At 37.1% G+C, this 14226-nt stretch carries 16 protein-coding genes; all 16 read right to left on the bottom strand.

All coding sequences use genetic code 11. The features are described 5' to 3' along the window. Positions 1-42 precede the first annotated feature (42 nt). The 16 genes from ACN1CD_RS02680 to ACN1CD_RS02605 all read right to left on the bottom strand — a co-directional run bounded on the left by ACN1CD_RS02680 (position 43) and on the right by ACN1CD_RS02605 (position 14148). Complete coding sequence (locus ACN1CD_RS02680; protein WP_378961179.1) at positions 43-546, bottom strand: NuoI/complex I 23 kDa subunit family protein; 504 nt, start codon at positions 544-546, stop codon at positions 43-45. A gap of 2 nt (positions 547-548) precedes the next feature. Next, positions 549-1586 carry an NADH-quinone oxidoreductase subunit NuoH gene (gene nuoH / locus ACN1CD_RS02675; RefSeq protein WP_419128698.1) on the bottom strand — a complete coding sequence of 346 codons (1038 nt, stop codon included), beginning with the start codon at positions 1584-1586 and terminating at the stop codon, positions 549-551. After that, entirely contained in the window at positions 1586-2596 is a 1011-nt protein-coding gene (locus ACN1CD_RS02670; protein WP_419128697.1) for a 2Fe-2S iron-sulfur cluster-binding protein, read from the bottom strand. Before ACN1CD_RS02670 ends, nuoH begins: the two co-directional genes overlap by 1 nt. 70 nt (positions 2597-2666) lie before the next feature. Then, a complete protein-coding gene (locus tag ACN1CD_RS02665; RefSeq protein WP_419128696.1) occupies positions 2667-3206 on the bottom strand; it encodes an ORF6N domain-containing protein in 540 nt (179 codons plus the stop codon). A 101-nt stretch (positions 3207-3307) separates the two neighbouring features. Next, positions 3308-4675, bottom strand: coding sequence for an NADH-quinone oxidoreductase subunit NuoF (gene nuoF / locus ACN1CD_RS02660; RefSeq protein ID WP_419128695.1), 1368 nt, complete (start codon positions 4673-4675; stop codon positions 3308-3310). A gap of 76 nt (positions 4676-4751) precedes the next feature. Beyond that, the gene (gene nuoE, locus ACN1CD_RS02655; RefSeq protein ID WP_419128694.1) at positions 4752-5267 is read right to left on the bottom strand and encodes an NADH-quinone oxidoreductase subunit NuoE; all 516 of its coding nucleotides are present in this window, start codon (positions 5265-5267) and stop codon (positions 4752-4754) included. Further along, positions 5260-6474, bottom strand: a complete 1215-nt coding sequence (locus tag ACN1CD_RS02650; protein ID WP_419128693.1) for an NADH-quinone oxidoreductase subunit D — start codon at positions 6472-6474, stop codon at positions 5260-5262. The genes nuoE and ACN1CD_RS02650 overlap by 8 nt, the downstream gene beginning before the upstream one ends. 90 nt (positions 6475-6564) lie before the next feature. After that, the gene (locus ACN1CD_RS02645; protein ID WP_419128692.1) at positions 6565-7065 is read right to left on the bottom strand and encodes an NADH-quinone oxidoreductase subunit C; all 501 of its coding nucleotides are present in this window, start codon (positions 7063-7065) and stop codon (positions 6565-6567) included. Beyond that, the gene (locus ACN1CD_RS02640; protein WP_025146324.1) at positions 7065-7607 is read right to left on the bottom strand and encodes an NADH-quinone oxidoreductase subunit B; all 543 of its coding nucleotides are present in this window, start codon (positions 7605-7607) and stop codon (positions 7065-7067) included. Before ACN1CD_RS02640 ends, ACN1CD_RS02645 begins: the two co-directional genes overlap by 1 nt. A gap of 208 nt (positions 7608-7815) precedes the next feature. Then, a complete protein-coding gene (locus tag ACN1CD_RS02635) occupies positions 7816-8187 on the bottom strand; it encodes an NADH-quinone oxidoreductase subunit A (protein ID WP_154279603.1) in 372 nt (123 codons plus the stop codon). Between the two features lie 81 nt (positions 8188-8268). Next, entirely contained in the window at positions 8269-9930 is a 1662-nt protein-coding gene (locus tag ACN1CD_RS02630; RefSeq protein ID WP_419128960.1) for a tetratricopeptide repeat protein, read from the bottom strand. A gap of 201 nt (positions 9931-10131) precedes the next feature. Then, a complete protein-coding gene (locus ACN1CD_RS02625) occupies positions 10132-11034 on the bottom strand; it encodes a PstS family phosphate ABC transporter substrate-binding protein (RefSeq protein WP_419128691.1) in 903 nt (300 codons plus the stop codon). A gap of 244 nt (positions 11035-11278) precedes the next feature. Next, complete coding sequence (locus tag ACN1CD_RS02620) at positions 11279-12100, bottom strand: energy transducer TonB (RefSeq protein ID WP_419128690.1); 822 nt, start codon at positions 12098-12100, stop codon at positions 11279-11281. 18 nt (positions 12101-12118) lie between these two features. Beyond that, the gene (locus tag ACN1CD_RS02615; RefSeq protein WP_419128689.1) at positions 12119-12625 is read right to left on the bottom strand and encodes an ExbD/TolR family protein; all 507 of its coding nucleotides are present in this window, start codon (positions 12623-12625) and stop codon (positions 12119-12121) included. A 3-nt stretch (positions 12626-12628) separates the two neighbouring features. Beyond that, complete coding sequence (locus ACN1CD_RS02610) at positions 12629-13243, bottom strand: biopolymer transporter ExbD (protein ID WP_419128688.1); 615 nt, start codon at positions 13241-13243, stop codon at positions 12629-12631. 74 nt (positions 13244-13317) lie between these two features. Continuing rightward, on the bottom strand, positions 13318-14148 hold the full coding sequence (locus tag ACN1CD_RS02605) for a MotA/TolQ/ExbB proton channel family protein (protein ID WP_419128687.1): 831 nt from the start codon (positions 14146-14148) through the stop codon (positions 13318-13320). Positions 14149-14226 lie beyond the last annotated feature (78 nt).

Here is a 14226-nt window from a genome sequence, read left to right as displayed (position 1 = left end):
AAATTTATAAATGTTGAAATAAATTCAACATTACGATTCTGTCTATTTTTTCATCTCCAACGGAGCCTCAACCAACTTATCTTTTCCGTAAATGAAATCTTTACGTAAATAATCAGCAGGTACAATTGGTCCATCTAAATATATGGCCTCTTTAGGACAAGCTTCTTCACATAATCCACAGAAAATACAACGTAACATATTGATTTCGTAAGTGGCTGCATATTTTTCCTCACGGTATAAATGCTTTTCTTCGTTTTTCCGTTCTGCAGCAATCATCGTAATTGCTTCAGCCGGACAAGATAATGCACAAAGACCACATGCAGTACAACGCTCTTTACCGTTCTCATCACGCTTAAGTGAATGCATTCCCCTAAAGTTAGCAGAGAACTCACGTTCTACTTCTGGATATCTTATTGTAGCCTCTTTCTTAAATAAGTGACTGATGGTGATTCCCATACCTTTTGCTATTGCTGGCAGGTACATTCTCTCCATAAAGCTCAATGGCTTTTGTTCCAGTACTTTTTTCTTATTACTTAATGATTCCATAATTAAAACTTCTCTATAATCGCAATCACAACCCCAGTTATTATAATGTTGGCAATGGCCAAAGGTATTAAACCTTTCCAACCTAAATTCATTAATTGATCATAACGGAAACGGGGGATTGTCCAGCGTACCCACATGAAGAAAAAGATGAAGAATACTATTTTACCAAAGAAAACAGCTGTACCGAAAAGCGGTGCCCATGTTGGACCTAACCAAACAGCCATCGAATCCATACCTGGATAGTTGTAACCACCAAAGTATAATGTTGCCATTACTGCCGATGAAACAAACATGTTGATGTATTCAGCGAAAAGGTAAAAACCTAATTTCATTGAAGAATACTCTGTATGGTAACCGCCAATTAATTCAGTCTCACATTCAGGTAAATCGAATGGTGCACGGTTAGTTTCTGCAAAAGAACAAACCATAAAAATCAGAAATCCTAGTGGTTGATACCACACATTCCAGTTTAAGCCATGCTGTTGCTCTACAATTGTTTTTAAACTCAGGGTATTCGTCATCAAAAGCAATGCGATAATAGACAAACCCATTGCAATTTCATAACTGATATTTTGTGATGCAGCGCGAATAGCACTCAATAAAGAGTATTTGTTATTCGATGCCCAACCACCAATCATTACACCATAAACACCTAGAGAAACTACACCAAAAATGTATAAAACACCAACGTTAATATCTGCAACCTGTAATGGAACCACCTTATCGCCAATCACCATCGGGCTTCCCCAGGGAATAACTGCAGTACCAATACAAGCACAAAGTAGTGCCAAACCAGGACCAATAATAAATAACCATTTGCTGGATGAAGCAGGAATAATTTCCTCTTTCATAAACATTTTAACACCATCGGCCAAAGGCTGCAAAATACCAAAAGGGCCTGCTCTATCCGGACCTAAACGATCCTGAAGGTATGCAGCAACTTTCCGTTCTGCATAGGTAGAATACATGGCTACGACTAAACTGATACCGAAAATAACAGCAACAAGAATAAATTTTTCTATAATAAAACCTGTATCCATTAGTATTTTACTGTTTTATGTAACTCAATTTCATTTGCTGCCTGTAAAGCTGCGTTCGGCTTAATTACTGGAAGTGGCCTTAATGTTTCGTAATGGTTAGATGCAATTACTGAAGTATCATCAATATGTGTAGGATGTTCGATTGTCCAGTCTGAAGTTGCTTTTTTATCAAAACGACAAGTGTTGCAGATAAATTCTTCTACTTCACCAAACTGATCTTTACGGGCCGTAACACGTAAAACATCTTCCCCTTTATACCAAAGTGTTACTTTGCCATTGCATTTTTCATGATCGCAATTGCGGTGTGCATCAACAGGCTTGGTAAACCAAACACGGTTTTTGAAACGGAAAGTCCTATCGGTTAACGCTCCAACAGGGCAAACGTCAATTACGTTTCCTGAGAAATCATTATCAACAGCCTGTTGAATATAAGTAGAGATTTCTGAATGGTCGCCACGGTTTAAAATACCATGAACACGTTTGTTGGTAATCTGATCGGCAGTAAAAACACATCGATAACACAGAATGCAACGATTCATGTGTAACTGAATTTTATCACCAATGTCAATACGATCAAAAGTACGACGTTCAAATTCATAACGTGTTTTTTGCAAGCCGTGTTCGTAACCCAAATTTTGTAAATCACATTCTCCAGCCTGATCACAAACCGGGCAGTCTAATGGGTGGTTAATTAATAGAATCTCTACCACACCAGCCCTTGCTTCCAAAACCTCAGGAGAAGTGATATTCAACACTTCCATTCCATCCATTACTGTCGTACGACAAGATGCAACCAACTTAGGCATTGGGCGGGGATCTTTTTCCGAACCTTTTGTTACCTTCACAATACAGGTACGGCATTTACCACCACTGCCTTCTAATTTAGAATAATAGCACATGGCTGGCGGAACGATATCACCACCAATTTGCCTTGCAGCATTCAGGATAGTGGTTCCGTTATCAACCTCTACTGTTATTCCATCTATCGTAACCTTAACTTTTTCACTCATGGTTAATGATATTCTTTTATTTCTTTATCTCGTCTTGATTCGTGCGCACATAAACCAATTCTATTTATATTTATTTCTCTTTCGAGATCTTGTAACCAATTTCTTTTCTTGGTTGTGCTTTCTGTTCCAGTAGTTCATCAAAATACCTGAAGATGACTTCAATATTTTTATCCTGATTATCTACTTTCTTTTTAATCTTTTCTACTTCTAATTTGATTTCCGTATTACTTAAAACCATTGTTCTAAGCTGTACAAATACATCAATAATCTTTATACTAACTTCTATCGCCTGTTTACTTTTCAAAACGTTTGATAGTTGCAAAATACCATGTTCACTAAATGCAAACGGGAGATATTTTGAGTATTTTCCTTGTTCTAAGGTCGCAAATTGCGACCTTAAGACTTCGTTTTCTTCTTTTGTCAATTCAAACATAAAATGTTCCGGGAACCGCTCTATGTTTCTTCTAACCTGTTCTTTTAATCGCTTAGTCTCAACACCAAAGAGCTCTGCTAAATCAGAATCTAACATCACCTTTACTCCTCTAAAAAGATATATTTTATTAATTATTACTTCGTTGGGGATGATAGCTGGTGATATTTCTTCTTTCATTTACATATACTTATTGTGTTAAGTAAATCCTAAGGTCACAAAATGCGACCTTAGGATTCAATATTAAAATAGCTCTTATTTATAAGTTTACTAACTAATTATTATTTCTCTTCTGTTACCGGAGCTTTTTCTATCGGCACTGCATAATTTGCAATACCATAATTTTGACTCTGGCTTTTAACCGGCTCTTTTATGTGCCATTCAAATTCATCTCTGAAATGACGAATTGCACTAGCCACTGGCCAGGCTGCTGCATCTCCTAATGGGCAAATGGTATTACCTTCGATTTTGCGTTGAATATCCCAAAGTAAATCCACATCGTCCATTGTACCATGGCCATGCTCAATTTTGTGTAATACTTTTTCCATCCATCCGGTACCTTCACGGCATGGCGAGCATTGGCCACAACTTTCATGATGATAAAAACGAGAGAAATTCCAGGTATTACGAACAATACATTGATCTTCATCAAATGCAATAAAACCGCCAGAACCCATCATCGTTCCTGTTGCAAATCCACCTTCTGATAAAGATTCGTAACTCATTAAACGGGGCTCACCATTTGCATACTTTAATGTCAAGTTTGCTGGCAAAATTGGCACAGATGATCCACCTGCAACAGTTGCTTTTAAGCGCTTACCATTGGCAATTCCGCCACAATATTCATCAGAATAAATAAATTCTTCAACTGGCAAACCCAATTCGATTTCATAAACACCTGGTTTTACTAAATTACCAGATGCTGATATTAATTTTGTGCCCGTACTTCTACCAATACCTATTTTTGCATATTCATCACCACCATCATTGATAATTGGCACCACTGCTGCAATCGATTCTACGTTATTTACTACAGTTGGGCAACCATACAATCCAGCTATAGCGGGAAATGGTGGCTTAATTCTTGGATTACCTCTTTTACCTTCAAGTGATTCTAACAATGCGGTTTCTTCACCACAAATATAAGCGCCACCACCTGGCTGAACATATAATTCTAAATCGTAACCTGTTCCTAAGATGTTTTTACCTAACCATCCGGCAGCTTTTGCCTCTGCAATGGCTTTCTCAAGAATACGGATTTGAGGCATCATCTCTCCACGTACGTAGATATATGAAACCTTTGCACCTAAGGCAAAACTGGCCACAATCATTCCTTCAATTAAGGCATGAGGGATGTATGTCATCAGGTAACGGTCTTTGAAAGTTCCTGGCTCCGATTCATCAGCATTGCAAACTAAATAACGTGCAACACCTTCTGGTTTTGCCAAAAAGCTCCATTTCATCCCGGTTGGGAAACCCGCACCACCACGACCGCGTAACCCTGACTTCTTAACTTCTTCAACAATCTCTTCAGGTGTTAAAGTTTTAAGGGCTTTTTCCACAGCACGGTACCCACCTTTCTGGCGATAGACCTCAAGTGTATTGATGCCTGGTACGTTTATATGCTCAAGTAACAGTTTTCGAGACATTTATAATTAGTCTATAGTCTGTAGTCCATAGTCCATAGTCTTAAGTCATAACGACTCTTGACTTAAGACTCTCGACTTAGGACTTATTTTTCAAATCTTCAATCAATTTATCTACACTTTCGGTAGTCAGGTTTTCATAGAAAGTATATTCCGGGCTAATTTGCAACACCGGACCAAAACCACATGCAGCTAAACATTCAACTCCTCTAAAGCTGAATAATCCATCTGCAGTAACTTCACCTTCTTTTACGCCTAACTTATCTTCTAAGTGTGTTAATATTTTTTCTGCACCAACCAGGCAACAAGGACCCGTACGGCAAACCTCCAAAGCATATTTACCTTGTGGTTTTAAGAAGTACATGGTGTAAAAAGTTGCTACCTCATAAACTTCAATCGGCTGAATGTTTAAATATTCAGCAACTTTATCCATGGCCGGAGTGCTTACCCAAAGGTATTCTGCCTGTACCAAATGCAATAATGGTAACAAGGCTGACTTTTCTTTACCTTCCGGATAACGGCTTTTAACATCATCAAACTTGGCAAGCAACTCTGATGAAAACACTACAGGTGTTTGTTCTTCTACTTTAAGCATCTAATTCTCCTGCAATAATATTCATACTACTCATGTTGATAATGGCATCAGACAATAACATGCCTTCGCTCATTGGTGCAAACATCTGGTAATTCACAAAACTAGGTCTGCGGAAGTGTAAACGGTAAGGAGTACGTCCGCCATCATTGATCAGATAAAAACCTAGTTCACCATTCCCACCTTCAACAGCGTGATAAACTTCGGCCTTGGGTGCATCAATTTCCCCCATCACAATTTTGAAGTGATAGATTAATGCCTCCATATTATTATAAACTTCTTGTTTTGGAGGAAGATAGAAATCAGGAACATCAGCATGAAAAATACCTTTAGGTTCTGTTTTCAACTTCAAAATGGCCTGTTCGATGATGCGCAAACTCTGCCACATTTCTTCATTGCGAACCAAATATCTATCATAAATATCGCCACTTGTACCCACCGGAACTTCGAAATCAAAATCCTGATAAGATGAATATGGGTCAGCTACACGAACATCATAATCTACACCAGCTGCACGAAGCAGCGGACCAGTCCAGCTATATTCTAAAGCAGCCTCTTTTGTTACTTCTGCAACGCCAGCGGTTCTATCAATGAAAATACGGTTACGGGTTAAAAGGTTCTCAAATTCCTTTAAGGCAACAGGGAATTCTTTTAAAAATTTATTGATTTTGGCAAAGGCAATTTCATTGAAATCTCTTTCAAAACCGCCAATACGGCCAATGTTTGTTGTTAAACGGGCACCACAAACCTCTTCGAAGATTTCGTAGATATGTTCACGGAATTGGAAGAGGTAAAGGAAAGTTGTTGTTGCTCCAGTATCCTGACCAATAATCGTATTACAGATAATGTGATCGGCAATGCGAGAAAGTTCCATGATGATTACGCGAAGATAATCTACACGTTTGGGCATCTGGATATTTAATAATTTTTCAACCGTCATGTGCCATCCCATATTGTTAATGGGCGAAGAACAGTAATTTAAACGGTCTGTTAATGGTGTGATTTGATAAAACGGTCTATGTTCGGCAATCTTTTCGAATGCCCGGTGAATGTAGCCAATTGTAGAAACGCCGCTTACAATACGCTCGCCATCTAATTGCAAAACGTTTTGAAAAACGCCATGGGTTGCAGGGTGCGTTGGGCCTAAATTTAAGGTTACCAGCTCACTTTGCGGGTCGTTATCTGTATATACCGGATGGTTATGATTCATAGACCTTAATTCCGAAGTTCGGAACTCCTTTCAAATTTGTTAATTATTTACTTATATATTCTGTCCCATTCTCCTTTAGGGGCAAGGGATTTACCTTCCAAAAAATTCGTCTTTTTTATCTACTCTGTTAGGATCTTCCAATGGATATTGCTTCAACATTGGATGAACACCTAAATCATCCATATTTAAAATACGGCGCAAATCAGGGTGACCTTCGAACTTAACTCCAAAAAAATCGTAGGTTTCGCGTTCCATCCAATTTGCGCCTTTCCACACTGCGGTAGCGGTAGGAATTGTTGGATTCTGCTCGGAAATAAAAACTTTGATTCTGATCCTTACACGTTCTACCATATTGTTCAAATGGTAAACAACAGCTATACCGTGGTCTTTACCAGGATAGTGAACCGCTGTAATATCAGTAAGGAAATTAAATTTTAATTCGTCTTTTAAATACGATAAAACATTTATGATTACATCCTTGTAAGTCACAAAAGTTAATAAACCATAAGGCTCAGAAACCGCTGTTACTTTTTCGCCAAACTTTTCAGTTAGCTTAACATGGATCGTATTATTTAGGGTCGTTTCTTCCATTATTTAATGCCGTATTGACCTAAAAGTTCTTTATAATAATCAGAATTTCTTCTTCTTCCTGATTCATTTCTTACCAAATCCTGAATACGCTGAAAACCATCTAAAATTGCTTCTGGTCTTGGCGGGCAACCTGGCACATAAACATCTACCGGAATCACCTCATCAATACCTTGCAGTACAGAATAAGTATCAAAAATACCACCGCTACTGGCACAAGCCCCAACAGCCATTACCCAACGAGGCTCTGCCATTTGGATATAAACTTGTTTAAGTACCGGAGCCATTTTCTTCGCAATAGTTCCCATCACCATTAAAACATCAGCCTGACGTGGAGAAAAACTTAAGCGCTCTGCACCAAAACGACCTAAATCGTAGTGAGAGCCCATGGTAGCCATAAATTCGATTCCACAACATGAAGTCGCGAAAGGCAATGGCCATAATGAATTTGAGCGTGCTAAGCCAATCACTTTATCTAATGAAGTGGCGAAGTATCCAGGTCCTTCGGTTCCTGGAGGCGCATCAACTATATTAATTTCACTCATGTTTATAAACAAAAAATGCTCACCCCTTTGCAGAATGAGCAACAAATTTACAATATTTTAAAGGCAAATAATCAGCTTTACCAGATTTAGAACCTTTCTAAATAATTTGAAAGGCGATATAGTTAGTGTAAGTGATACACATATGGATTTCAGTTCTTAATTTTTAGTTTGCTGTTTAGAAATTGCTAACTGAGAACTGCCGATTGAACTAGTTCCAATCAAGCACCTTTTTCTTAATTACATAAATAAAGCCTAACAGCAATGTCCCCATAAAGATGAACATTTCTATCATTCCATCCATCTTCAAAGCCCTGAAATTTACTGCCCAAGGGTACATAAAAATCACTTCAATATCGAACAATACGAAAAGAATTGCGACTACGAAATATTTAATGGAGAAAGGCTGACGGGCATTACCAACACTTTTTACGCCTGCTTCGAAAATCTCTAGCTTATCGCTTGTTTTACGTTTCGGACCTAAAAAGTGTGTTGCAACCAAAGTGGTTACCACGAAACCTAATGCAACAACTACTTGAAAAATAATAGGTAAAAAATCTATGGATGTACTCTGTGCTTGCATAATTAAAATTTTCTGATGCAAAAGTAAAAGAAAAAGGCAGAGTAACCAAACTCTGCCTTTCTAAATTATTTAACTTGATAATTATTTACCTTTTCCTTTGCCTGCCGGAGCTGATAATTCTTTCAACTTCGCTGACGCAAACGGGCCTTGTGGATCAAGGGCAATACTCTTATTTAAAAAATCAATAGCTTTTGCTTTGTCTTTATCGGCATAATAAGCACCTAAATAATCATAAGACTCAACTAAATTAGTCTTGTTACTTGCTTGCTCCTCTGGTTTAACCAATGTGATATACTTTTCGAAAAACGGAATTGAAGCATATTTCGGATTAGTTTTATCATCTAATAGGTTAGCAATTCTCGCTCTTGTGAAATAACCTAAAGCAAATTCAGGAGAAACTTTGTTTAAGTGACTTAATGCAGAATCTGCTTCAACTAAAGCCGCTGTATTTAAGGGTTTTTTCTCCCTTTGAGCAAAATATCCTTCCAAAAAACGTGTTTGACCTAAGTAGTAATAGTTAGTTAAAGAACCTTTACCATTTGGATTATATTTAATCGCTAATTGATAAATTTCTGCAGACTTACCATATTTTTTAGCTTTATATAAGGCTAAACCAGCTTCAGCTAATGCATCAGCATTGTTGGAGTCAATTTTAGCAGCCTCAATAATGTTGGCTACAGCTAAACTATCTTGTCCAGATTTTAATTGTGCTTTACCTAAATAAAGATAATCATTACCTAATATTTTAGATTTATCTTTTTCTTTAGCAAAGAATTCTGTTAAGCTAGTCAATGCTTGAGGATAGTTTCCATTTTCATAAGCTGCCCAACCTTTCATTCTTGATACAACTGAACTTTTTGGATCGTTAGCTGGTACTTGAATTGAAGCAGCAACCTGCTCTAAAGTTTTAAAATCTTTTGCATAAAACAAGAATTGCGCATAACGTAACTGAGACTCTAAAGATTTGTCAGTCAAATCCATATATTTTTTATAGTTCTCAATACCTTTTTTCGCTTTTTCCTGATCAGTACCAAAGCTACTCCACTGTAAGTAAAGCTCACCTAATTCGCGATAAGCAGGACCATAGTTTGGATCAGCAGCAATTACATCTTGTAATTCTTTTTCTCCTTCTGGAAAAGCTCTTGATTCTTTATACATTTTACCAATCTGCGTTTTCGCTCTGCGGTTGTTTGGATCTACATCACCAACACGCATGTAAGGGCCTAATGCTTCAGAATTTTTCTTTTGCAATGCATAAGCATCACCTAAAGCCAAGAAAACCTCTGCGTCTTTATCTTTAGCATCTAACTCGTCAGCTTTAGTAATATTCGCTAAAGCATTAGTGAAATCTGGTTTTGATACATCATCACTTGGTTTATCCTGAGCTAAATAAGCTTTACCAATCTCTAAATACGTTTTATAATTTTTCTTATCCAATTCGATTGCTTTATCGAAATTGGTTTTAGCAGACGTTGGATTATTGGATAACATATCTGCTTCACCTAAACCAATTAGGTTTAAGTTATTTTTAGCATCAGCTGCTACACCTTTAGTGAAAACAGCACGGGCTGAATCAATATAACCAGTTTTTAAATAAACTAAACCCAGATTATAATAATTTTCACCGTTTGAAGCTTGTGAGCTCACCAATGATTTAAGCATTGATGTTGCTTTCTGATACTGTTCAGCGTCAATGGCTTTTTTCGCGTCATTTAAATTTTGAGCAAAAACTGCAGAACCCATCAACACCAAACCTACATTTAAGGTTATTGCTTTCTTTAAAATTTTCATAGTTCTTTATTGTTTTTTAATGGTAATGAAGCTTGCATGATGAATATTAATTAACTTATTAAATATCATGCAGGTTTCATCTGATATTCTGTTTTTTTAATAAAAATGAAGTGTCTATTGAGATAACTTCGTGGTTCAATTATAATTTGTTATTTATTTCCCTTTTGTCAGGTTTATTTCCCTAGGCATAAGCTTATGTGGACCAAGTCCAGATTTAAGTACAATAAGCTGGCCTCTCTGACTTCTTAACCATGTTGCAAATCCTGTGCCTAAACCATCTCTCCCTTCGCAATCTATTATATTTACGTTTCTTAAAAAAGGATAGATTCCATTAATCAGATTATCTTGTGTTGGTTTGTAAAACTGATCATCACCAACCTTACCTTTGAGGTTTTTAACACCAAGTGTTTTGATCTTTGCGAGATCATTAGCATATTTTGTATTTCTGTCAGAAACCCAATCTACGCCTAAAATACCTATAAAACTTTTATCCTCTGCAATTAGTTTAATAACTTCTGCACTCGAATTTTTTGAATAAACACCTTGAGCAGGAAACTGACTTATCTTAGCCAGTTGCTTAAAGTATTGAAAGGTGCTTGAGTAAGGGTTATCAAATACTAATTTTTTAGCTGATCCTTTTCCTTGTAAAATATCAATAACTTCTTTAACGGTAATTGTGCTATCAATATTGTCTTTATTCGTTATTAATGCAATACCATCAACTGCAAATCTAGTGGAGTTAATCCTGATTCCCCGTTGTGTATAATACTTTTCTTCCGCTTTAGTCAGTAATCTCGGCATTACAATCACCCTTACGCTATCGTTTAAAAAAGCGGGAATAATTTTCTCTTCAGGTTTAACAGTGAGCTGAAACTTAGCTTGAGGATAATCCAAACTGAAAATATCAATCTGCTCTTGAACGATTGGGCTTACACTTTCATCAACGAGCATTTTCAACACACCGCTAGTTCGGGTTTCCTTAACCTCCGCCTGCTTATCTTTTCTTTTACAAGAAATGAAGGTCAAGACAATAAATATAAAAAGTATGTTTCTCATTTAAGGGTTTTAATCTCTTCTGCCAAGACTCAGCAGCCTTATAAAAGCGTAAAAAATTAGAAATACACCTATAGCAATACGGCCCCATGTTGGTATGAAATTAAATCGTATTGCCAGGGGTGCCCAAAATATAAAAGCTAGTCCCATTACTAAATACAAAACAAAGGTGACTAGGCCTAAAATGAGCAAAAACCGCTGTTTAGGCGATTTTTGCTTAAAAATATCAAAATTTAACATTCACTTTTTAGTTCAATGTAAAGTTAACGTTGATGTTATATTTTACCCTTACCGGCTTACCATTTTGGATACCTGGGTTCCAACGTGGACTAGCTTTCAATACACGGATAGCTTCTTCATCAGTTCCGCTACCCAAACCGCGGGTAACCTGAATGTCTGTTAATTTACCATCTTTTTCAACAACGAAAGATAAAAATACTTTACCCTGTACGTTATTTTCTTGTGCCATTGGCGGGTATTTAATAGCTCCACCTAAGTACTTGTAGAACTTAGCGATACCTCCTGGATATTCTGGTTGTTTTTCGATACTAACGAAGTCATAAACTTTATTATCATCAACCGCAACAGCAGCTTCTCTTTTCGGACCTTCACCAACTGGTTCAGCGATTACGATATCCGCAGTAGGATCACCTTTAATGTCTCTTTGACCAGGATCTGCTTCCTTCAGTTTTTCAACTGTTGGTGGTTCCTCATCACGTACCTGCTCATCAGGCTTTACGATTGGAGGTGGCATTTTCACCTGATCCACTTTTGGTGGTGGTGGCTCTACCGGTGGTGGTGGCGGTGTTTCTGGATTTACTGGTGGCGGTGGTGCAATAATTACCTCCTGCGCTTTTTCTACTTGTTCTGTTTCATCCATTGAACCTCTAATGAGACCATAAATTTTTGGAGCAAAGAAAAACGCTAAAAATAATATCGAACCAATAATTAATGCCCGTGTGGTATTGGCCCCATTGGTTTTACGCAATTGGTAGGCTCCGTAGCTTTTGTTCTTTTCAGCAAAAACTACTTCAATCCACTCCTTTCTTAAAATATCTAATTTTGACATGATTACTGATTTAACAAATTATAAAATACCCTGAGCTTTCATGGCTTCTTTTTCATTATCAAGGATATTGTCATCATCAATCTGACGAACTTTAACCTTTAATATTTCCAATTCATCCATAATATCTACAAAGTTTTTGAAATTAGATCCGCTGGTTGGCTTTACCAACACTACGAAATCACCTTTCACTCCTGACGCGTCAGCAACTTTTCTGTTATCGATAATCGCTTTTTCAACCTGAGATAAATTCTCAAACGTTGGAGCTGTTGCACCAGCTTCTCCCATATACCAGGCTACCTTATCATTTTTACCTAATAAAATAGTCATGGTTTTAGAAGCTTTCAGTTCCAATCTGTTTTCCTGATTATTATCATCCTTATCGGGCTTCACAATATCCATTGCCTGTGGCGTAGAAATTGACGTTGTTAAGATAAAGAATGTTACCAAAAGGAACATCAAATCTACCATCGGCGTCATATCGACTCTTGGCGTGGCTTTCTTCCCGCCTGTGTTTAATTCTGCCATTTCTTATTTTCTTCTAGCTTCAGAATTAGTAACCAACAAAAATTTGTTTACTTTTTGCTTCTGCAATACATCAATAATTTTCTTAACTACAGGATATTCTTCTTTTGAATCTCCTTTGATACTCACGCGCATTGGCTGCTGATTAATTTCAGCTGTAGCTTTACGAGCATGAAGTACCCAGGCGTTTAACTGATTATCAGTTGAATCGGTAGGAATACCGGGTTGAACACCTGGTTTCATACGATCTCCACCATCCATAGCTAGAAAAGGCTTAAGGCTAGCAACAGGAACACCAAAACTTGAAACCAAAGAGAATTTTTTAATCTCATCCGGAGTAAACTTGATATTATATTGATCTCCAATAAGCTCTAATGTTCTAGCCCTAACTTTTGGACCTGCCACCTCGAAGAAAACCTTACCCTGTCCAATGGTTAATATTGCATTGTTCTCTGCCGGCACCTTAAATTCATACGTTGATGAAGGCGTAGATACCGCTAGTGGTTCTGGTTGTTTCGCCGTAGCAGTTAATATGAAGAACGTAAGTAACAGAGCTGCAACATCGCACATGGCTGTCATATCTGTTACGGTACTGGTTCTTTTAACTTTAATTCTAGGCATAATATTTTTTACTTTTAATAATGATGATCTTTTTCCCGGTTTTCCATAAAGCCGGTAAAAATTTTTTCAAAATATTATTTATGCGAGCTAGCGTAAGTTTGAACGATACTGAATCCAGCCTCGTCAATTGCGTATGTTAACTTATCAATTTTCGAAGTTAATACGTTATACATGATAATCGCTAATGTAGAAACCGCAATACCAGTCATCGTGTTAATCAATGCCTCAGAAATACCTACTGCTAATGCAGATTGATCTGGAGCACCAGAGTTTGCTAAACCAGCAAATGCACGAATCATACCTGATACTGTACCTAATAAACCGATTAATGTACCGATAGATACCAAAGTAGCAATAATGGTTAAATTTTGCTCCAACATTGGCATTTCTAATGCAGTAGCTTCTTCAACTTCTTTTTGAATGGCAACGATTGATTGCTCAACATCTAAATTAGTATCAGCCTCAACTTCACTGTATTTTTTCAAACCTGATTTAATTACATTAGCAACAGATCCTTGTTGTTTGTCGCATTCTGCTTTAGCAGCTTCGATATTTCCTGAATTTAATAAACCTTTTACTTTGATGATGAAAGTATCCAAGCTAGATTTTCCGCTTGCTTTACCAATTACGATTAAACGCTCGATAGAGAAAACGATTACAGTTAATAATAATCCAATTAAGATTGCCACGATTGGACCACCTTTGTAAGCTGTACCTGGATAGTTGTTTGGTAATGGTAAGTTCTCGTTATTGTTGTCGATAAAGTTTGAAGGATCTCCTAATACGAATCTCCAGATAATAAAGCCAATTACGAGACAAATAGGAATAACCAATGTTGCGAAAACATTAGATGCACTTGAAGAGCTCTCTTTTTTAACAGTTGTTGGTTTTGGTGCGTTTGCCATTTTTTTTTAATTTTTAGTTTTAGTTCTTGTTTTTAATTTTTAGCTGTCTTAACTTTTGTACTACACACAACGGATGTG

This window comes from Pedobacter sp. N23S346 (assembly GCF_048515415.1).
Lineage (GTDB): Bacteria > Bacteroidota > Bacteroidia > Sphingobacteriales > Sphingobacteriaceae > Pedobacter.
Note: the sequence above shows the minus strand (reverse complement) of the source record. Positions and strands in the feature narration are given on the sequence as shown.

Excerpts from the sequence above, each read along its gene's own strand:
- nuoH (WP_419128698.1), bottom strand. The coding sequence starts at position 1,586 with ATGGATACAGGTTTTATTATAGAAAAATTTATTCTTGTTGCTGTTATT.
- ACN1CD_RS02635 (WP_154279603.1), bottom strand. The coding sequence starts at position 8,187 with ATGCAAGCACAGAGTACATCCATAGATTTTTTACCTATTATTTTTCAA.
- ACN1CD_RS02615 (WP_419128689.1), bottom strand. The coding sequence starts at position 12,625 with ATGGCAGAATTAAACACAGGCGGGAAGAAAGCCACGCCAAGAGTCGAT.
- ACN1CD_RS02665 (WP_419128696.1), bottom strand. The coding sequence starts at position 3,206 with ATGAAAGAAGAAATATCACCAGCTATCATCCCCAACGAAGTAATAATT.
- ACN1CD_RS02670 (WP_419128697.1), bottom strand. The coding sequence starts at position 2,596 with ATGAGTGAAAAAGTTAAGGTTACGATAGATGGAATAACAGTAGAGGTT.
- ACN1CD_RS02610 (WP_419128688.1), bottom strand. The coding sequence starts at position 13,243 with ATGCCTAGAATTAAAGTTAAAAGAACCAGTACCGTAACAGATATGACA.
- ACN1CD_RS02645 (WP_419128692.1), bottom strand. The coding sequence starts at position 7,065 with ATGGAAGAAACGACCCTAAATAATACGATCCATGTTAAGCTAACTGAA.
- ACN1CD_RS02650 (WP_419128693.1), bottom strand. The coding sequence starts at position 6,474 with ATGAATCATAACCATCCGGTATATACAGATAACGACCCGCAAAGTGAG.
- ACN1CD_RS02605 (WP_419128687.1), bottom strand. The coding sequence starts at position 14,148 with ATGGCAAACGCACCAAAACCAACAACTGTTAAAAAAGAGAGCTCTTCA.
- ACN1CD_RS02640 (WP_025146324.1), bottom strand. The coding sequence starts at position 7,607 with ATGAGTGAAATTAATATAGTTGATGCGCCTCCAGGAACCGAAGGACCT.
- ACN1CD_RS02630 (WP_419128960.1), bottom strand. The coding sequence starts at position 9,930 with ATGGGTTCTGCAGTTTTTGCTCAAAATTTAAATGACGCGAAAAAAGCC.
- nuoF (WP_419128695.1), bottom strand. The coding sequence starts at position 4,675 with ATGTCTCGAAAACTGTTACTTGAGCATATAAACGTACCAGGCATCAAT.
- nuoE (WP_419128694.1), bottom strand. The coding sequence starts at position 5,267 with ATGCTTAAAGTAGAAGAACAAACACCTGTAGTGTTTTCATCAGAGTTG.
- ACN1CD_RS02620 (WP_419128690.1), bottom strand. The coding sequence starts at position 12,100 with ATGTCAAAATTAGATATTTTAAGAAAGGAGTGGATTGAAGTAGTTTTT.
- ACN1CD_RS02625 (WP_419128691.1), bottom strand. The coding sequence starts at position 11,034 with ATGAGAAACATACTTTTTATATTTATTGTCTTGACCTTCATTTCTTGT.
- ACN1CD_RS02680 (WP_378961179.1), bottom strand. The coding sequence starts at position 546 with ATGGAATCATTAAGTAATAAGAAAAAAGTACTGGAACAAAAGCCATTG.